Genomic DNA, 18,318 nt, shown 5'->3' with positions numbered 1-18,318 from the left:
GCTGCACTCCCCGGAGTTCGCCGACATGGCCCCCGCCGGGATCTACCCGCACACCCCCTACGACGTGCACTTCGGCCTCGCCGGACAACTCCGTGAGATGCGAGCCGACGTCCTGGAGGCGGTCTACGCGAAGCACCCCGAACGCTTCGTCCGCAAACCACCCGAGCCTCCAAAGCTCCCCGCAGCGGCCTGGATCAACAAGCCGGCACCAGCAGGCCCACTGATACCGGCGCAACGTTAGAGCGACCTACCTGCCTTGGTCACGTTGACAGGTTCCGCGCAGCCTCCGCGTTCGGGGCTCACGAATGCCGTGGGGGTCTTCCGGCGCTCGCTGGGGAGCTTGGCCGGGTCCTCCCAGTCGTGGATCACCTCACGCAGGGTGCCGACACGTCCGGCGGCGTTCTTGACCGGTCTGCCGATGTCCTCGATGCCGACCATTACGCAGTACCCCTGGGGCGCACCCGTTGTGCCAGTACGCGACAGCGGAGGCCATGCCGAACGGGTCAGCATCCCCCGACGACAGCCCTCAAGGGGTTTGATCGGCTTCGTGCACGCGGGGCACGTCTCGCCCGTCGGGGCGTAGGTGCTGTACTCCATCTGCCGCGCGTCGATGTCGGTCGCAGTCGCCTTACTGGCCATCGTCGCTGCCCCCTCACGTGGTCCGTCTGACCCAGTACGCCGCAACCCCACTGGGCTGGGTCACCGTGAGGTAGCCCGACATCAGCTCGACGTTGACCTGTGCGGTGTCGAAGATCCAGAATCCCTCCACCGGCATCCGCGATCGATCGTAGGGGCCCAGCAGCGAACTCACCTCTCAGTGGTGGCGCCCTTCTTCGACAGCCAGTCGAACTCCAGCCGTTCCAGGATCGGGGTGTGGTCCCCCTGCCGCGCTGCGGGCTTGACCGTGATGCCCTTCTTTCCAAGAGCGCACTTCACGAGCATCCGTTTGTCCGCCATGTCCGCCGCTTCCCATGCCTCACGCAGGGTGTCGACCTGCGTGAGGGGCGAGAGGTCTGCCTCCGCGTACAACGCCTCAAGAGTCGCGGCGGTGCTCTCGATAACAGCGCGCTGTCCTTCGCTCAGCTCCTCGAAGCGCTCTTCGTCCATCTTCCCGTACACGTAGAAGTCGTCTTCGAGCTTCTTCACACGCCGCTGGGCAGCCTCAAGGGCCTTGGGGGGTGCTGCTGCCGACCTCGGGCACCGTCGCGGTGGACGACGGCACCGACCTGACGTCGCGCAGCCAGCGCCGAGAGGTCAAGGCCACCACCGGCTACCTCCCCCAGGATCTCGACCTGTACCCGGATCTGACGGCCAGCCAGTTCCTCGACTACATGGCGCTACCCAAGGGCATCACCGACCGGCGCGCCCGCCGCGCCCGCGTCAAGGAGGTCCTCGAACTGGTCTCGCTCAGCGATGTCGCCAACCGGAAGGTGAAGGGCTACTCGGGCGGCATGAAGCGCCGCGTGGGCATCGCCCAGGCCATCCTGAACGACCCCCGGCTGCTGATCGTCGACGAGCCCACCGTGGGCCTGGACCCCGAAGAGCGGCTGCGCTTCCGCAGCCTGCTCGCCACCCTGGCCGGCGACCGGACGGTGCTGCTCTCCACCCACATCGTCGACGACATCGTGCAGACCTGCCCGAACGTCGTGGTGATCGAGCACGGCAGCATCGCCTTCAACGGCGCCATCGGCGACCTCGCCACCCGGGCCGAGGGCATGGTGTGGCACGTCACCCAGCCGGCCACCACCCCGCCACCCGACCTGCCCACCGTCAACGTCACCCCCAGCATGACCGGCACCACCTACCGGGTCATCAGTTCCACCAGCCCCGCCCCGGACGCGGATCGCGTCAGCGCCACCGTCGAGGACGGATACATCGCCCTGATGCACGACACCGCTCCGAAGCGAGCCCAGCACCCGGGCTCCAACCTCCGCGCCATCTGACCCCAGCCCCGTCAACACCCAAGGACCAGCAGATGCCCAACCACCCACTCACCGCCGTCCTGGCCGCCTCCAGCACCACCGGCTTCCACCCCGGCCCCGCCTACTTCGCGTTCTGGGCCCTCATCATCGGCGCCGCCATCGGCGGCCCGATCTACCTCGTCCGGCGGATCCGCAACCGCCGTTGAGCACCGCCTGAGCTGAGCACACAACGGTTGGCGCCTCCGCGCTCCGGCCATGCGGCGGGACTGGCACCACGGGACAGGGCTCTGCTCCCGCCCTTCCCAGGGGAGCTCCGCACGCCGTACGGCACCGGAAGATCAAGCCGTAAGATCGACAAGTCGTCCAGCGAACGAGCCGGTGCCGTCCGTCAGCGGGCGTCTGCCTCGGGCCGGGGCAACTCGTCCAGGTCGAGGGTGTAGGTCCGCCCGTCGGCCAGCTCGATGGGCAGCTTGCCCGAACCGTACTTGTGCGTGTGGGCCGCGATGTAGCCGGAGCCGGTGGGCTGGGTGTGGACGACGACCTCCGCGGCGTACGGATCGACCACCACGTAGACCGGGATGCCGTAGCGGCCGTACTTCGCGGTGCAGTCGTCGTAGTGCTTGCGCGCGGAGGAGACCGACACCACCTCGGCGATCAGCAGCACGTCCTCGAAGCCGTAGCGCTTGCCCTGTCGCTGAGCGTCCTCCCGCAGGATCGCGAAGTCCGGGGCCGAGTTCTCGTCGGCCGGGAAGTCCAGGTACACGTCGGATGCGGTCTTCGCATGCCGGCCGAGCGAGAGCGAGTCGATCTGCATCGACTTGATCGTGCTGGAGTGCTCAAAGCTCTGCGGAGTCATGACCACCTTCCCGTCGGTACCGAAGAAGACCACGTACCCAGCGGGGAACTCGGTGTGCATGACCGCGTCGACGCTCATCAACGGCTCCTTCCTGTCGCCTCTCAGGATATGGGGCCGGTCCCGCACGGGGTCCGCTACGACAGTGCCGGCCGGGTTGCGTTGTACCCATCCATGTCCCCGCCCCGACCTCTCGCCATGAGCACCCGGGGCGCTACTCTCCGAGGACGTGCCAGTTCAGGACTATCTGGTTGTGCGAGTCCATTGGCACCAGTGGCAGCTGCTGTAGCCGACGCTCAGCAGGACGGGCACGTTCCGCTTGCACGCCTCGTCGAAGGCCTCGGCCGACCAGGGCCACCAGTCGACGGGGTTGTCTGCGTGCTGGAGCAGGTACGGGGACGTCTCATGGGCCAGTCGGTTCACTCCCCCGCTCTCCCACGGCGTCCGGCACCGCGGAGCGACACCGAACGGCCGGGCGCGCCCCGGCACGCCGAAGCGGCCCGGCGGCGCCGACCGGGCGAAACCCGGTCACGGCACCGCGGGGCCGGGGCGGAACGAAGGCCGCGGATCAGCCCTGCTGGGCCTTGGGCGCGCCCTTGACGGCGCCCTGGCCCTGCTTCGCGGCGCCCTCGCCGGAGGCGTCGTCGGCCTCCTGGAAGTCGACCTTGCCCATCCGCTTGCTCATGGACTTCATCAGCCCCCACACGGCCAGCGCCATCGCCGCGAACACGATGAAGCCGAGGACGCCGGGGGTGACCTTGTTCTCGTCCACCTCGGCGAGGGAGACCAGATGCGTCACTGCCAGGCTCACGCTTGCGCTCATGTCAGGCATTGTCCCTCAGGGCTAGCGGATGCCTGCAAAGAGGTCGTCCTCCGGCAGGGAGGTGTCCACGAGCGACTTCGCCAGCTCGTACTCCTCCGTCGGCCAGACCGCCTTCTGCAGATCCATCGGGACGTGGAACCAGCCGCCGTCGGGGTCGATCTGCGTGGCGTGCGCGATCAGCGCCTTGTCGCGGATCTCGAAGAAGTCCGCGCACGGGATGTGGGTGGTCAGGGTGCGCTCGACGCGCTCGAACTCGTCCCACCGCTTCAGCCACTCCCCGTAGGGCGACTCCAGGCCGCGCTCCAGCATGGCCTTGTGCAGCGCCTCGGTGCGCGGGCGGTTGAAGCCCTGGTTGTAGTAGAGCTTCAGCGCCTGCCACGCCGGGCCGAACTCCGCCTCCGGGTACTTCTCGGTGTCCGCCGCGCCCTCGAACGCCACCATCGAGATCTTGTGGGTCATGATGTGGTCGGGGTGCGGGTAACCGCCGTTCTCGTCGTAGGTGGTGATCACCTGCGGGCGGAACGCGCGGATCTTGCGGACCAGCTCCCCGGCCGCCTTGTCGACGTCCTCCAGGGCGAAGCAGCCCTCGGGCAGCGGGGGCAGCGGGTCGCCCTCCGGCAGGCCGGAGTCGACGAAGCCGAGCCACTCCTGCCGGACGCCGAGGATCTGCCGCGCCTCCTCCATCTCCTTCTTCCGCACCTCTTGGATGTGCTCCTGGATGTACGTGTCGCCCTGGAGCTTCGGATTGAGGATGGAGCCGCGTTCCCCGCCCGTGCAGGTCACCACCAGCACGTCCACCCCTTCGGACACGTACTTCGCCATGGTGGCCGCGCCCTTGCTCGACTCGTCGTCGGGGTGGGCGTGGACGGCCATCAGTCGCAGTTGGTCAGTCAAGACTCGATCCTCAGTAACTCGGCAAGTCGGCGCCCGTGTGAACCGGCGCGTAGGGCGGCTTCTATAGTGACCGAATCGGGGGGCGAATAATTCCGGGTCGGTTCCCGGAGTGCCCCTTCCGGGACGTTCGCCCCGGTCCCTGCCGAGAGGACAGTCATGAGTACGGCGAGCACGCGGCTGCCCGAGGGCCGCTACGGCCGCTCCGCGGACGAGCGCGCCGACCGCACACTCAAGATCGTCGGCAGTGTGCTGGGCGCACTGCTGCTCGTGGTCGTCGGCTGGTTCGCCTACCACTACGTCGCCGAGAACAAGATCAGCGGCGAGGTCATCACCTTCGACGCCTCACCCGACGCGGTGAAGATACATCTCGAGGTCCGCAAGGACGCGGACGCCGGCGGCTACTGCACCCTGCGCTCCCAGTCTGCGGACGGCACCGAGGTGGGCCGCGCGGACTTCCGGTTCGGCGGACACGCCACGCGCATCGACCGGGTGGTCACGCTCCGTACGACGGCCCCGGGCACCACGGCGGAGCTGCTCGGCTGCCACGCGGGCTGACATCGCCCCGGCGGGACCGCTGACCTGCACTGTCGTGATTCTGATGGCTTATGTCCTCCCCCTTTTGCCGCTGAATTGTTAGGCTCGTGGTTTCGCCCACCTGTGGAGGAACATTCTTCTGGGTAGGGCGATGCTTTGTATTCCCAGCACCGACGAGGAGCACCTGTGACCCAGACCAGCGAGAACGTCACCTGGCTGACCCAGGAGGCGTACAACCAGCTCAAGGCCGAGCTGGAGTACCTTTCTGGTCCCGCGCGCTCGGAGATCGCCGCCAAGATCGCCGCCGCGCGCGAGGAGGGCGACCTGCGCGAGAACGGCGGGTACCACGCGGCCAAGGAGGAGCAGGGCAAGCAGGAGCTCCGTGTGCGCCAGCTGACCCAGCTTCTGGAGAACGCCAAGGTCGGCGAGGCTCCGGCGGCCAACGGTGCCGTCGCGCCCGGCATGGTCGTCACCATCGCCTTCGACGGTGACGAGGACGACACCCTGACCTTCCTGCTGGCGTCCCGCGAGTACGCGAGCGCCGAGATCGAGACGTACTCGCCGCAGTCCCCGCTGGGGACGGGCGTGCACGGCAAGCGGGTCGGCGAGGACGCCGAGTACGAGCTGCCGAACGGCAAGAAGGCCATGGTGAAGATCCTCAAGGCCGAGCCGTACTCCGGCTGACGCCAGGACGTGAGGAGACCCCGGTGCCACGGCGGCGCCGGGGTCCCGTCATACGGCGGTCGACCGCGTCCGGAGGATCGGCATCGCCTGCCTCACCCTCTAATCGATGACCGTGTAACCGGCGTCGCGCAGGGCTCGGCCGACCTCGGCGGAGTGCGCCGGGCCCTTCGTCTCCAGGTGCAGCTCCACCTCCGCCTCCGTGAGTCCGAGCCGTGGGTCGGTCCGTACATGGCTCACATCGAGGACGTTGGCGTCCGCCGCCGACAGCACCCCGAGCAGCGTGGCCAGCACCCCCGGCCGGTCGGTCAGGCGGAGCCGGACGGCCAGATAGCGGCCCTGCGCGGCCATGCCGTGCCGCAGGACGCGCTGGAGCAGCACCGGGTCGACGTTGCCGCCGGACAGCACCGCCACGACCGGGCCCTCGGCCTCGCCCAGCCCGCTCAGCAGGGCCGCGACGGGGCTCGCGCCGGCCGGCTCGACGACCAGCTTGGCGCGCTCCAGACACAGCAGCAGCGCGGCGGAGAGCTGATCCTCGGTGACCGTGCGGACCTCGTCCACCAGCTCGCGGATGATCCCGAACGGCACATCACCGGGCCGGCCGACCTTGATGCCGTCGGCCATCGTCGCCGGGCTCTCGACCGCCACGGGACGTCCGGCCGCCAGCGAGGGCGGATACGCCGCCGAGCCCGCCGCCTGCACACCGACGATCCGCACATCGGGCCGGAGCGCCTTCACCGCGACCGCGATACCGGCCGCGAGCCCGCCGCCGCCGATCCCGACGACGATCGTGCGCACCTGGGGGCACTGGTCCAGGATCTCCAGGCCGACGGTGCCCTGGCCCGCGATGATGTCGGGGTGGTCGAAGGGGTGGATGAACACCGCGCCCGTCTCGGCCGCGTACTCCTGGGCCGCGGCCAGGGTCTCGTCGACCACCTGGCCGTGCAGGCGCACCTCGGCGCCGTAGTCCTGCGTGGCGCTGATCTTCGGCAGCGGTGCGCCCTTCGGCATGAACACCGTGGCGTGCACGCCGAGCAGCGAGGACGCGAGGGCGACGCCCTGCGCGTGGTTCCCGGCGCTCGCGGCCACCACCCCGGCGGCCCGCTCCTCGGGCAGCAGCCCCGCGATCCGCACATACGCGCCGCGCAGCTTGAACGAGCCCGTCCGCTGGAGGTTCTCGCACTTGAGGTGCACCGGCGCGCCGACGAGCTGGGACAGATGCCTGCTGCCCTCCATGGCGGTGACGCGTGCCACGCCCGAGAGCATCTTCTGGGCGCCCCGGACGTCGTCCAGCGTCACCGTCGGCAAGGAGTCGGCCGTGCTGTAGCTCATGGTCACCAGTCTCGCAGTTCAGCGCCCGTTCGCAGCGGGTGTGACCAAGGCGCGGGACGGGTTTTCGCAGCGCCGGTACGACCTGCGCCAAGGCCGCGTAACCTGTCCCCCAACCCAGCTCCCCACGCATGAAGTGAGCCCCCGGCCATGCCCACAACACCTGATATGTCGATGGACATGACGACCGTCGGTGATCCCGGTCTCCTGGACACGCTGCAGCACGAGGTCGCGGTGTTCGCACGCCGTGCCGAACAGACGCGGCTCGGCGGGGTCGGGCAGGTGCGCAACTCCATGGACCGCGCCGCGTACCTGCTGCTCAACCGCCTCGACAAGGAGGGCCCGATGGGCGTCAAGGCGCTCGCGGCGAGCATGGGCATCGACTCGTCGACGGTCACCCGGCAGGTGGCCCCGCTGGTCGACACCGGTCTGGTCAAACGCACCTCGCACCCGGAGGACGGGCGCGCGGTGGTGCTCCAGCTCTCCCCGCGCGGGCTCTCGCGGCTGGAGGAAGTGCGTTCCTCCCGGCGCCGGTTCATGGCCGAACTGACGCACGACTGGACCCCGGAGGAGCGCACGGTGTTCTGCGGCCTCCTCACCCGGTTCAACGTCGCCCTCTCCGCGCGGCAGTCCGCCCAGGGGATCCCGGAGGCGGAGTCACAGCCGTCGTCCTGAGCCTCCGGGACACGCCGTAGGTCGTCACGGCGACACGCGCGCGTACGGGCGCGCCTCGGCTCTTGACCCAGGCGCGCGGCCGGTTTCCCATGAGACCGGGCCCCTGTCGTACGCGGTCCGGCGCGCCGTTCACGCCCCTTTGACGCGGGTGTGCGCGACCGCTGCCGTACGCGGCCGGGTTCCCGTCCCCTCAGGTCGCTCTCAGGCGGGAGGCGCGGTGCGAGCACGGCATGAGTCCCCAGGCGCCCGCCGGGACCGGGAGTTCGAGGCGTTCGTCGCGGGTGCGTCCGGGCGGCTGCTGCATGCCGCCACCCTGCTGACCGCCGAGGCCCCGGACGACAACCCGCGCGCGCGGCGCCTGCTGACCCTGGCCCTCGCCGAGACGTACGCCTCCTGGGACCGGTTGCGCGGCGAGGACCCCTACGACCGGGCCCGCCGCCGGCTGGCCACCCGCTTCGCACACAGTGCGTGGCACTACCACGGGCCGCTCGGCCGGTACCGGCCGGGCGCGGGGAGCGTGCTCGCGGCCCTGACACCCCGGCAGCGGCTGATCCTCGTCCTCAGGCTCTACGAGGGGGTCGCCGAGGAGCAGACCGCGGCGCTGCTGGGTCTGCCTCCCGACCGGGTCCGGTCGATCTGCGCGCGGGCGACGGCGACCCTGCTGCACCCGCCACGGGGCCCGGCACCGGCGCCGCTGGGGGCGAAGGCGGCTCCGTCGTGAGGGGCACGGCAGAGCGGGGGTACGGGGAGCGGGGCGGGGGTGGTTGCGGCGTGGAGCGCGTGGTGGCGCGGACTGTCGTGGAGCGCGCGGTGGGACGGACGTGTCCGGAGCGGGACGGAGGCGGCCGGTGAACCTGTCCGAGCGGGAGGCCACCGTGCGGCGACTGCTGGAGCGGACGCCGCCCCCGGTACCGCCCGGCCTCCACGCCGAGGCGGTCCGGCGCGGCAGCCGCACGCTGCGCCGCCGGACCGTGGCGCGCCGTCTGCTGTGGCTGGCGCTGCTCGCCGCGGCCGTCGCCTTCGTGGTCTGGGCGTCGGTGGCACGCCCCTGGGCGGAGCCGCCCTCGACGACGACTCCACCGATCAGCGACTGGTGAGACCTGATCCGCTGGGCGAGAGACCTAGCCGAGGGCCTGCCGGAGGTCCTCCATCAGGTCGTCGACGTTCTCGATGCCCACGGACAGGCGGACCAGGTCGCCGGGTACCTCCAGGGCCGAGCCGGCCGCGGACGCGTGCGTCATGCGCCCCGGGTGCTCGATCAGCGACTCGACGCCCCCGAGGGACTCGCCGAGGGTGAACACCTGGGCGCGGTTGCAGACCTCGACGGCCGCCTCCTCGCCGCCCTCGACCTGGAAGGAGACCATGCCGCCGAACGCCTTCATCTGCTTCGCGGCCACCTCGTGACCGGGGTGCTCGGGCAGGCCCGGGTAGAGCACACGCGTCACGCGCGCGTGCCGGGTGAGCATCTCGGCGATCCGCGTCGCGTTCTCGCTGTGCCGGTCCATGCGCACGGCGAGCGTCTTGGTGCCGCGCAGCACCAGCCAGGAGTCGAAGGGGCCGGCGACCGCGCCCATCGCGTTCTGGTGGTACGCGAGCTGCTCGCCCAGCTCCTCGTCGTTCACGATCAGCGCACCGCCGACGACGTCGGAGTGGCCGCCCATGTACTTGGTCAAGGAATGCACGGCGACGTCCGCGCCGAGTGCCAGCGGCTGCTGGAGGTAGGGGGTCGCGAACGTGTTGTCGACGACGAGCCGGGCGCCCGCGTCATGGGCGATCTGGGCGACGGCGGCGATGTCGGTGATACCGAGCAGCGGGTTGGAGGGGGTCTCCACCCACACGGCCTTGGTCTTCGGGGTGAGCGCCGCTCGTACGGAGGACGGATCGCTGGTGTCGGCGACCGACCATTCCACGCCCCACCGGGAGACCACCTTGGCGAAGAGGCGGAACGTGCCGCCGTACGCGTCGTTCGGGATGACCACGTGGTCGCCGGGGCTGAGCAGCGTACGCAACAGGCAGTCCTCGGCCGCCAGTCCGGACGCGAACGCGAGGCCGCGGCGGCCGCCCTCCAGGGCGGCGAGGTTCTCCTCCAGGGCGGTCCTGGTGGGGTTGGCGCTACGGCTGTACTCGTAGCCGCCGCGCAGTCCGCCGACGCCGTCCTGCTTGTAGGTGGAGACCTGGTAGATCGGCGGGACGACCGCACCGGTGAGGGGGTCGGCGGTGTTCCCCGCGTGGATCGCGAGGGTCTCGAAGTGTTCGCTGATGTGCCTGTCGCTCATGTGCACCGAGGGTAGTGCGCCCGCGGCCGGGATGGGACGACGGGCACATCGCCGGACGACGGACGCACGCCGGACGGCGGACGGATCGCCGGAGGCATCGCGCGCGGGGTGGTCGGTGAGAGGGGCGGGGAGGTCGGTTTTCCACAGGTTCCGCGACCGGGTTGGCACGGTGTCCGGTCCGTCTGGTTCGCTTGAGCCATGGCAATTCTCTGGGTCCTGATGGCGCTGGCCCTCTTCAGCATGGTTCTGCTGCCCGTCCTCATGCGCAGGCGCTCGGGCATCCAGCAGGTCGCGCCGGGCGACCCGGACGCCGCGGACCCGGCGAACTACGGCTTTGTGCGCCAGGAGGAGCTGGACATCCGGATGCCCGGCCCCGACGACGACCTGCTGGGCGTCCTGGACGTGGTGCAGCGCACCCAGGACTACCGCGCGGCGGCCCAGCTCCTGGCCGGCACGGAGACGGAGGGTGAGACGCGCTGGCAGCGTGTGCAGGCCTTCGCGGGAGCCGCGTCCCTGGAGCTCCAGCAGCGGCCCGGCGGGGTGAGCGAGACGCCGGGCGGCCAGTGGCTGCGGGTGTGGCGGGCCGAGGCGCCCAAGGACGCGGGCGGCGCGGCCGTGCACGCGGAGTTCCTGGTGCAGCAGGCGTGGCGCACGTCGACGCCGGGGACGGACGAGTTCCGGATCATCATGGAGGAGGCGAGATCGGCGAGCGCGGAGGCGGCGCTGCTGGCCCCCGGTGACCCGATCCCGTACATCGTCGAGCTGTCGGTCGCCCGCGGGCTGGCCTACCCGCGGCCGGAGTTCGAGCAGCTGTGGCTGAAGATCCTGGACCGGGCGCCCGCCCATATGGGAGCGCATCTGGCGGCCCTGCACTACTGGTGCGAGAAGTGGCACGGCTCGCGGGAGCTGGCGTACTCCTTCGCGGAGGCGGCCGCGGCCCGGGCCCCGCAGGGCTCGCTCCTGGCGGCGATGCCCCTCTTCGCGGTCTTCGAACACCTCCCCGAGGTGAACCTGGTCAGCAGCTTCTACCAGAGCGAGGTCGTGACGAAGGCGATCCACGGCGCGCTCTTCGCGGTGCAGTCGGCCCGCCCCGACGACCCGATGCTGGCGCATGTCCGCCACCTCCTGGTGTTCTTCCTGGTCCGCGGCGAGCGCTGGGCGGAGGCGATGGCCCAGCTCGTCCACGTCGACGGACACGTGGGCGCGCTCCCCTGGACCCTGACCGCCGACCCGGCCGCGGACTACGCGGTGTACCGCGCGCTGGCGGTGGCGGGCTTCGAGGCGAACGGCGGCAGCCCGGCGGCACTGCCCCGCTGAGGCCCCCTGGACGAAGTCCGCGTGGTGTCCATCGGCGTCCGCCCCCGGTGAGCACCGGCACCGGGGGCACGCCACGGACCCCATGGTTTGACGGAGCCCGGGGGATGGGGTGTGGTGGAGGTGTCACGTCCGAACGACACACCTCCGGGCCGGTACGGATCTCCCATTCACCTGGCGGAGAGGGGACGACGATGAGCCGGAAGGAGTCCCTGGTCGACGCCGACTGGGTGCAGCAGCACACGGACGACGCGAACGTGGTGATCATCGAGGTCGACGAGGACGTGAGCGCCTACGACCGCGGCCACATCCGCGGCGCGGTGAAGCTGGACTGGCGCGCCGATCTGCAGGATCCGGTCCGCCGCGACTTCGTCGGCAGGAAGCGCCTTCAGGAGCTGATGTCGGAGCGCGGCATCGCACCCGAGGACACCGTGGTGTTGTACGGCGGCAACAACAACTGGTTCGCCGCTTACGCCTATTGGTGCCTGAAGGTCTACGGCCACGAGCGGGTCCGTCTCCTCGATGGCGGCCGCAAGCTCTGGGAGCTGCAGTCGCGGCCGCTCACCGACGAGGTGCCCAAGCGGCCCCGGACCGACTACACCGCCAAGGAGCCCGATCTCTCGATCCGGGCGTTCCGTGACGAGGTGCTGACCGCGATCGGGCACAGGAACCTGATCGACGTCCGCTCGCCCCAGGAGTTCTCGGGCCAGTTGCTGGCCCCCGCCCATCTGCCGCAGGAGCAGGCGCAGCGGGGTGGTCACATCCCGACCGCCCGGAACGTCCCCTGGTCCAGGGCGGCCAACGACGACGGCACCTTCAGAACCGATGACGAACTCCGGGCGCTCTACCGCGACGCGGAAGTCGACTTCGACCGCGACACGATCGTCTACTGCCGCATCGGCGAGCGCAGCGCCCACACCTGGTTCGTCTTCCACGAACTGCTCGGCCACCCGGACGTCAAGAACTACGACGGCTCGTGGACCGAGTACGGCTCCATGGTCGGCGTCCCCATCGAGAGGTGATCACACCGTGAGCACCGGACCGCGAAGGGCGCAGTGAAGATGACAGGAACACCCGTGGATTCCGTCACCGTTCCCCGGACCGTCGTGGCCGGGCGTGTCCAGGCCGCCGACGGGACGGCCGTCCGTGCCTGGGTCCGTCTGCTCGACCCGGCGGGTGAGTTCGTCGGTGAGGTGGCCACCTCACCGGCCGGCGCGTTCCGCTTCGAGGTGCTCCCGGGGCGCTGGGTGCTGCGGGCGCTCTCGCCGTTCGGTGTCACGGAGACACCGGTCGAGGCGGAGCCGGACCGGCCCGCCGAGGCCGTGCTGCGCGTCTCCGAACGTCTGCCCGACCATCTGGAGATCATCCAGATCTCCACCCTCAGCCTCGGCAACCGGAGCTATCTCATCACGGACGGGGCGGTCGCGGTCGCCGTCGACCCGCAGCGGGACCTGCAGCGGATCACCAGCGTGCTGGACTCCCGCGATCTGCGGCTCGACACGGTCGTGGAGACCCATCTGCACAACGACTACGTGACCGGCGGTCTCGAACTCGCCCGCCGCCACGGGGCCACCTACGCGGTGCCCGCCGGGCCGCCCCTGGGCTTCGACGCCGTCCGGGTCGCCGACGGCGACCGGCTGACGGCCGGTGGCCTGGAGATCCAGGTGATCGCCACCCCCGGGCACACCGATCACCACGTCGCCTACGCCTTCGCGCCCGCCGACGGGGTGCCCCGGCTGGTCTGCACGGGCGGCTCCCTGCTGTACGGCACCACCGGGCGTACCGATCTCATGGGCGGGGAGCTGGCCGAGCCGCTCGCCCATCAGCAGTACCGATCGGTGCGCCGCCTGGCCGAGTTGCTGCCGGACGACACCGTGGTGCTGCCGACCCACGGCTTCGGCAGCTTCTGCGCCGCGACGACGGCCGGCGCGGTGCACCGGTCCACCATCGGCCGGGAACGGGAGGTGAACCCCGTCTTCCGCCAGGCCGAGGACGCCTTCACGACCGGCACACTGGCCGGCTTGGAGCCCTACCCCGTGTACTACGGCCACATGGCGCCGATCAACGCCGCCGGGCCGCCGCCCCAGGCCTCGCTCACCGCGCCGCGGCCCGCGGACCCGGCCGAACTGGCCGACCGGATCGCGGCGGGCGAGTGGGTGGTGGACGTACGGCCGCGAGCCGACTACGCCTCGGTCCACCTGCCGGGCACGGTGAACTTCGACGCCACCGGGTCCCTCGCCACCTACCTCGGCTGGCTGGTGCCGTTCGACGCTCCCCTCACCCTGCTGGCCGCCGGTCACGACGAGCTGGAAGCGGTCCGCAACGAACTGATGCGGATCGGCTTCGACCGGATCGCCGCCGCCGCCGTCGGAGACCCGCTCCAGTGGGCCGGCCCAGAGCGGCTGGCCTCGTATCCGCGATCCGATTTCGCCACCCTCGCCACCGTCCGGCCGGGGCGGCCGGTTCAGGTGCTGGACGTCCGCGGTGGCGGCGAGTGGCGCTCCGGCCACCTCGCCGGCGCCCGTCACATCCCGCTGCCCGAACTGCCCGGCATCCTCGCGTCCCTGCCGGACGCCGAGTACTGGGTGCACTGCCGTACCGGCTTCCGGGCCGCGATCGCCGCCTCGCTGCTGGATGCCGCCGGACACCAGGTCGTCCTCGTCGACGACGCCGTGGAGCACGCGCGGCCTGTGATCCACGAGCGGTGAGGCCCAGCGGTACGGCGGGCCTCCCGACGGCCCGCGCGATCGAGGAGTTCACGGAGGGCATCGAGACGTACAGCCGGCTCTGAGGCCGGCACGACGGCACGACGCGGACGGCCCCCGACAAGGCCCCCCAAACCGAGGAACCGCGGCACGGAAGCAGGGCCGCACCGGCGGCCCGAGGTCGGTTCACGACCCGGGCCGCCGGTGCGGCCCTTCCCTGTGCGCGGCCCCTCCGGGGCGTCCCGCTGCGCGAGCGTTTGCCACCGTGGGCGTCTTCCGCACAATGTTGAAATATTGATCTCGAAGTTGCACGCCTTGTAGAAACGAGGCAGGGGAGGGAACCACCATGGCCGAGCAGCGCCAGCGGGTTCGTGTGGGCAGTGACGTACTGCAGGGGCTGGTGGAGTCCCTGGCCGAGCAGCTTCGCCGTTCCGTGGTGATCGACGACCCCTTGGTGAGGCTGGTCTGTTCGAGTCAGCACTTCGACGACGAGGACCCGGTGCGCATCCGCAGCCTGTTGCAGGGCCGGGCCGACGCCGAGGTCATCCGCTACGTCCTGGACCTGGGCGTCGCACAGTGGACGAAGCCCGGGTTCATCGAGGGCCGTGACGATCTGGGGCTGCTCACCCGCTATTGCGTACCGCTCAGGTCGCGCGGGCATCTGGTCGGTTTACTCATGGTGGTCGCGCCGGACGGGACGCTGGCACCGGAGGAGACCGACAAGGTCGCGCAGGCCACTCCCGCCATCGCCGCGCAGATGTACGCGGACGAACTGGCCGCCGCGGACCAGGAGACCGAGGCGCAGGAGGCGCTGCTCGCTCTCGTCGGCACCAACCACGCCGCGCGTGAGACCGCCCGTCAGCGGATCGTGGACGGCGGCTTGCTCCCCGAGACCGCGCACACGGTGGCCAGCGTCGTCCAGGTGTCCCACTCCCAGGAGCCGCCCGGCCAGGTGGAACTCGCACTGCGGGGCGCGCTGGAGAAGTTCCGTCAGACGCGGTCGGCAAGCGGCGTGATCGCCGTGACGGCGGACAGCGCAGTGCTGCTCCAGGCTCACTCCCGGCCCGTCTGCGACCAGCAACTCACGGATCAGTCCCTGGGCATCATCGACGACCTGCGCACCTACCTCGGCGCCCCGGCCGCCCCTGTCCTGGGCGTCGGCGGCGTGCAGAGCGGCCTGGCCGAAGCCCAGACCTCCTACACCCAGGCGCTCGTCGCCGCCCGCGCGGCACGCCGGATGCCCCAGCTGAGGAGTGTCGGCGTCTGGTCGTCGCTGGGAGAGTTCGCCGTACTCCTCCAACTGCCGGACCACGCCCTGGAGGCGGGTCTGCTGCCCAAGCCGTTGCGCGCACTGCTGGAAAGCCCGAGTGGTTCCCGGCTGGTGGAGACGTTGCGGTGCTTCCTGGAGCACGCGGGATCGATTCCGAGGACGGCGGAGACCCTGCAGATCCACCGCACCTCGCTGTACTACCGGCTGCGCCAGATACAGGAGATCACCGGTCTCGACCTGGACTCCGGCGGTGACCGGCTGGTGCTGCATCTGGGACTGCGCATCCAGGATCTCCTGGAGCCGCAGACCGGGTGACGCCGCCGCGTGAGCCTGCCGTCCTCCCCCCTGCCGCGGGCCGGGCTGCTACACGGTGATGAAGTTTTCGGGCGCCAATCCCTACGGAGCGCGGTGGTGCCCGCAGGTCCCCCTCTCGCAGAATGAAGTACGAAGGAGCTGACCATGACGTCGACTCAGGGGCATTCGGCCACCGAGGCAGGAAGGAGAGGAGGGTCCGTGGGAGAACTCACGACGGATGACGGCGTACGGCTGGTGTACCGGGACAGCGGCGGCGAGGGTTTCCCTCTGATCATGCTGCACGGCTGGAGCCAGACGCAGGAGATGTTCAGGCATCAGCTGAACGGTTTGGCCCCTGCCCGCCGGGTCATCACGCTCGACCTGCGGGGCCATGGGGTCTCGGACAAGCCGCACCACGGATACCGCATCGCCCGGCTGGCCGCCGATGTGCTCGCCCTGGTCGACCATCTGGGGATCGACCGGTTCGACGCACTGGGCTGGTCGATGGGCGTGTCGGTGTGGTGGAGCTTCATCGACGGTCACGGCACCGGCCGGCTGCGGCGCTTCGTCGCCGTCGACCAGCCCGCGGCCGTCGCGGCCGTGCCCTGGATGTCCGCCGACGAGCAGCGGCAGTCGGGGGCGATCTTCGATGTGGCCGGCCTCCTCTCCCTCGGAAGCGCGCTCGCGGGACCGGACGGCGAGGAGGCGCGCCGCGACTTCGTGCGCGGCATGTTCTCCGGTGAGCCCGATCCCGCTCTGCTGTCCTTCGTGAACGAGCAGGTCGCATCGACTCCCGCGTACGCCGGAGTCCCCCTGCTCTTCGACCATTGCGCTCAGGACTGGCGCGACGTGCTGCCACGCGTGGATGTGCCGACGCTGGTCATCGGGTGCGAGGGAAGCCACGTCCATCCGCGATCGCAGCGGTTCATCGCCGAGCGGATCCCGGATGCGCACCTGCATGTCTTCCCCAGCACTGTGGCCAATTCACACTTTCCCTTCCTGGAGAATCCCTCAGCCTTCAACGCCGTCGTCGACAAGTTCCTCTCCACCTGACCCACTTCTGAACAGATAAATCACCGACGGGAATTGATAATGACCAGGTCGGCTGCATCAAGCATGCCAAAAACCGGTGAGTGGCAAGCATTTGAGATTACCTCCTCGAACACCCGAGGACGCTTTATCGACCTGCCGTGGCCGACAGGCAGAGACGGCGACTTCCTGTATGTGGGCATCACCGTCCCGGGCCGTGAAGCGTTCCCGTCGCGAGGCACGGCCACTCCCCTCGCGCCGGACGATCTGATCCTTTCCGCGACTCCTCCGTCCGACCTTTCCGATCACGGCGGCGAGGTCGCCTTCTTCCGCATCCCCCTGTCCTTTCTCGAGGTTCCGGCGGAACGGGTAAGGGGACTCGGACGGATCCGCGTCAGCAGCGGAACGGGACTGGTGGCACTTGTCTCGCAGTTCCTGGGCAGTCTCGCCAAGATGCCGGAGGACCCGGGCTCGACAGGCAGCCGGCGTCTCGCGTTGAACGCCGTCGACCTCGTGGCGTTGCTCGTGGCCGACCTCCTCGAGACGGAGAAGCTGAGGGCGACGGGTGCCGGCCGCGAACTGCTGGTCCGCATCCGGGCCCACATCGAGGCCAATCTGATGGACCCGGAGCTGTCACCGGAGTCGATCGCCCGGGTCCATCACATCTCGGTGCGCTATCTGCACAAGCTCTTCCAGGTCGAGGGCACCTCCGTGAGCGCGTGGATCCGCCGGCACCGGCTGGACGCCTGCCGAAGGGAACTCGGCCGACGACGACGCACCGTGGCCGCCGTGGCCCAGAGCTGGGGCTTCTCCAGCGCCTCGCACTTCAGCCGGCTCTTCCGGGAAACGTACGGCGTCTCTCCCACGGAGTGGCAGACCCTGGCATCGTCCGACTCCTGATCCGGTGAATCCGATGCCTGATCCGGTGAATTCGGGCGGCACTCCACCGGGCGCCCCCGTCCGGATACCTCGGCCACAGGGCTCTCACAGCCTTCTTCGGTTTTCCGGTGCGGCCCGCAGGCCATGTGTGCACTGCGGAGCTCGCACCGGTTCACAAACGGGCCATTCGCTCCCGTTCCCCGGCATAGCGTGAAAGGCGCGGCTGACCGCCTTTCACCGGTCGTCCGCGCCTCCGCCGCCGGGAAGATCCAGCCCGTCCCGCCCATCACGTCAGGAGATCCCGATGTCCCACCTTCCTGAGCAGGTCACGCCGGTGCTGGAGCCGGCGGCGCTCGCCTTCACGGAGGCGACCGCCAACCCGCCGTATCTGTTCGACCTGGGCCCGGCGGAGGGGCGCAAGGCGGTCGACGAGGCGCAGTCCGGCGAGATCGAGAAGCCGGCGGTGGACGAGGAGTGGATCACCGTCTCCGGCGGCCCGACGGGCAGCGTCCGGGCGCGCATCGTCAAGCCGGCCGGCGCCGAGGGCACCCTGCCGGTGATCATCTACATCCACGGCGCGGGCTGGGTGTTCGGCAACGCCCACACCCACGACCGCCTGGTGCGGGAGCTGGCCGTCGGGGCGGAGGCCGCGGTGGTCTTCCCCGAGTACGACCTCTCCCCGGAGGTCCGCTACCCGGTCGCCATCGAGCAGAACTTCACCGTGGCGCGGTGGATCGTGGAGGACGGCGCGTCCAAGGGCCTGGACGCCACCCGGATCGCGGTGGCCGGTGACTCCGTCGGCGGCAACATGTCCGCGGCGCTGACGCTGATGGCCAAGGA

The 18,318-nt window shown here is 70.3% G+C and carries 21 protein-coding genes and 3 pseudogenes; 15 read left to right on the top strand and 9 right to left on the bottom strand.

The window, feature by feature from the left end; all coding sequences use genetic code 11:
• Positions 1–37 precede the first annotated feature (37 nt).
• Positions 38–241: pseudogene (locus ACWD5Q_RS01540) on the top strand (IS3 family transposase); the annotation flags it as partial.
• On the opposite strand, the gene ACWD5Q_RS01535 reads toward ACWD5Q_RS01540, so the two are convergent.
• The 3 genes and pseudogenes from ACWD5Q_RS01535 to ACWD5Q_RS01525 form a co-directional block, all read right to left on the bottom strand.
• Positions 238–438, bottom strand: a complete 201-nt coding sequence (locus ACWD5Q_RS01535) for a hypothetical protein (protein ID WP_451424958.1) — start codon at positions 436–438, stop codon at positions 238–240. The pseudogene ACWD5Q_RS01540 and the gene ACWD5Q_RS01535 sit on opposite strands and share 4 nt — an antisense overlap.
• 235 nt (positions 439–673) lie before the next feature.
• A pseudogene (locus tag ACWD5Q_RS01530) lies at positions 674–787 on the bottom strand (DNA-binding protein); the annotation flags it as partial.
• 20 nt (positions 788–807) lie between these two features.
• Positions 808–1,146 carry a hypothetical protein gene (locus tag ACWD5Q_RS01525; protein WP_451424957.1) on the bottom strand — a complete coding sequence of 113 codons (339 nt, stop codon included), beginning with the start codon at positions 1,144–1,146 and terminating at the stop codon, positions 808–810.
• Between the two features lie 32 nt (positions 1,147–1,178).
• On the opposite strand from ACWD5Q_RS01525, the gene ACWD5Q_RS01520 reads away from it, so the two are divergent.
• Entirely contained in the window at positions 1,179–1,943 is a 765-nt protein-coding gene (locus ACWD5Q_RS01520; protein ID WP_451424956.1) for an ATP-binding cassette domain-containing protein, read from the top strand.
• A 32-nt stretch (positions 1,944–1,975) separates the two neighbouring features.
• The gene (locus tag ACWD5Q_RS01515; RefSeq protein WP_451424955.1) at positions 1,976–2,128 is read left to right on the top strand and encodes a hypothetical protein; all 153 of its coding nucleotides are present in this window, start codon (positions 1,976–1,978) and stop codon (positions 2,126–2,128) included.
• Between the two features lie 182 nt (positions 2,129–2,310).
• Here the strand turns inward: ACWD5Q_RS01515 and ACWD5Q_RS01510 are convergent, their stop codons facing one another.
• The 4 genes and pseudogenes from ACWD5Q_RS01510 to mca all read right to left on the bottom strand — a co-directional run bounded on the left by ACWD5Q_RS01510 (position 2,311) and on the right by mca (position 4,492).
• Positions 2,311–2,856: a Uma2 family endonuclease gene (locus ACWD5Q_RS01510; protein WP_451424954.1), complete on the bottom strand. Its 546-nt coding sequence runs from the start codon at positions 2,854–2,856 to the stop codon at positions 2,311–2,313.
• 186 nt (positions 2,857–3,042) lie between these two features.
• Positions 3,043–3,198, bottom strand: a pseudogene (locus ACWD5Q_RS01505) (DUF255 domain-containing protein); the annotation flags it as partial.
• A gap of 145 nt (positions 3,199–3,343) precedes the next feature.
• The gene (locus ACWD5Q_RS01500; protein ID WP_451424953.1) at positions 3,344–3,607 is read right to left on the bottom strand and encodes a hypothetical protein; all 264 of its coding nucleotides are present in this window, start codon (positions 3,605–3,607) and stop codon (positions 3,344–3,346) included.
• A 12-nt stretch (positions 3,608–3,619) separates the two neighbouring features.
• On the bottom strand, positions 3,620–4,492 hold the full coding sequence (mca, locus tag ACWD5Q_RS01495; protein WP_451424952.1) for a mycothiol conjugate amidase Mca: 873 nt from the start codon (positions 4,490–4,492) through the stop codon (positions 3,620–3,622).
• A gap of 156 nt (positions 4,493–4,648) precedes the next feature.
• On the opposite strand from mca, the gene ACWD5Q_RS01490 reads away from it, so the two are divergent.
• Both ACWD5Q_RS01490 and greA read left to right on the top strand, forming a co-directional pair.
• Positions 4,649–5,047, top strand: a complete 399-nt coding sequence (locus ACWD5Q_RS01490) for a DUF4307 domain-containing protein (protein WP_451424951.1) — start codon at positions 4,649–4,651, stop codon at positions 5,045–5,047.
• 165 nt (positions 5,048–5,212) lie between these two features.
• Positions 5,213–5,710 (top strand): transcription elongation factor GreA, encoded by a 498-nt coding sequence (gene greA / locus ACWD5Q_RS01485; RefSeq protein ID WP_451424950.1) that lies wholly within the window; start codon positions 5,213–5,215, stop codon positions 5,708–5,710.
• Between the two features lie 99 nt (positions 5,711–5,809).
• Here greA and ilvA read toward each other — a convergent pair whose 3' ends face one another.
• Entirely contained in the window at positions 5,810–7,039 is a 1,230-nt protein-coding gene (ilvA, locus tag ACWD5Q_RS01480; RefSeq protein ID WP_451424949.1) for a threonine ammonia-lyase, read from the bottom strand.
• 165 nt (positions 7,040–7,204) lie between these two features.
• Between ilvA and ACWD5Q_RS01475 the strand changes: the two genes are divergently transcribed.
• The 3 genes from ACWD5Q_RS01475 to ACWD5Q_RS01465 all read left to right on the top strand — a co-directional run bounded on the left by ACWD5Q_RS01475 (position 7,205) and on the right by ACWD5Q_RS01465 (position 8,808).
• Positions 7,205–7,711: a MarR family winged helix-turn-helix transcriptional regulator gene (locus ACWD5Q_RS01475; RefSeq protein ID WP_451424948.1), complete on the top strand. Its 507-nt coding sequence runs from the start codon at positions 7,205–7,207 to the stop codon at positions 7,709–7,711.
• A 217-nt stretch (positions 7,712–7,928) separates the two neighbouring features.
• On the top strand, positions 7,929–8,432 hold the full coding sequence (locus tag ACWD5Q_RS01470) for a sigma factor-like helix-turn-helix DNA-binding protein (protein ID WP_451424947.1): 504 nt from the start codon (positions 7,929–7,931) through the stop codon (positions 8,430–8,432).
• A gap of 127 nt (positions 8,433–8,559) precedes the next feature.
• Complete coding sequence (locus ACWD5Q_RS01465; protein ID WP_451424946.1) at positions 8,560–8,808, top strand: hypothetical protein; 249 nt, start codon at positions 8,560–8,562, stop codon at positions 8,806–8,808.
• 24 nt (positions 8,809–8,832) lie between these two features.
• Here ACWD5Q_RS01465 and ACWD5Q_RS01460 read toward each other — a convergent pair whose 3' ends face one another.
• Positions 8,833–9,987, bottom strand: coding sequence for a cystathionine gamma-synthase (locus ACWD5Q_RS01460; RefSeq protein WP_451424945.1), 1,155 nt, complete (start codon positions 9,985–9,987; stop codon positions 8,833–8,835).
• A gap of 198 nt (positions 9,988–10,185) precedes the next feature.
• On the opposite strand from ACWD5Q_RS01460, the gene ACWD5Q_RS01455 reads away from it, so the two are divergent.
• The 7 genes from ACWD5Q_RS01455 to ACWD5Q_RS01425 form a co-directional block, all read left to right on the top strand.
• Complete coding sequence (locus tag ACWD5Q_RS01455) at positions 10,186–11,304, top strand: hypothetical protein (RefSeq protein WP_451424944.1); 1,119 nt, start codon at positions 10,186–10,188, stop codon at positions 11,302–11,304.
• Between the two features lie 191 nt (positions 11,305–11,495).
• Positions 11,496–12,323: a sulfurtransferase gene (locus ACWD5Q_RS01450; protein ID WP_451424943.1), complete on the top strand. Its 828-nt coding sequence runs from the start codon at positions 11,496–11,498 to the stop codon at positions 12,321–12,323.
• A gap of 54 nt (positions 12,324–12,377) precedes the next feature.
• Complete coding sequence (locus ACWD5Q_RS01445) at positions 12,378–14,009, top strand: DUF1416 domain-containing protein (protein ID WP_451424942.1); 1,632 nt, start codon at positions 12,378–12,380, stop codon at positions 14,007–14,009.
• 343 nt (positions 14,010–14,352) lie between these two features.
• Positions 14,353–15,591 (top strand): PucR family transcriptional regulator, encoded by a 1,239-nt coding sequence (locus ACWD5Q_RS01440; RefSeq protein WP_451424941.1) that lies wholly within the window; start codon positions 14,353–14,355, stop codon positions 15,589–15,591.
• Positions 15,592–15,789: 198 nt separating this feature from the next.
• Complete coding sequence (locus ACWD5Q_RS01435; RefSeq protein ID WP_451424940.1) at positions 15,790–16,623, top strand: alpha/beta fold hydrolase; 834 nt, start codon at positions 15,790–15,792, stop codon at positions 16,621–16,623.
• A gap of 390 nt (positions 16,624–17,013) precedes the next feature.
• Positions 17,014–17,499 carry a helix-turn-helix transcriptional regulator gene (locus ACWD5Q_RS01430; RefSeq protein ID WP_451424939.1) on the top strand — a complete coding sequence of 162 codons (486 nt, stop codon included), beginning with the start codon at positions 17,014–17,016 and terminating at the stop codon, positions 17,497–17,499.
• Positions 17,500–17,782: 283 nt separating this feature from the next.
• A partial coding sequence (locus ACWD5Q_RS01425) for an alpha/beta hydrolase (RefSeq protein WP_451424938.1) occupies positions 17,783–18,318 on the top strand: 536 nt, incomplete at its 3' end.

This window comes from Streptomyces sp. NPDC002513 (assembly GCF_053595355.1).
Note: the sequence above shows the minus strand (reverse complement) of the source record. Positions and strands in the feature narration are given on the sequence as shown.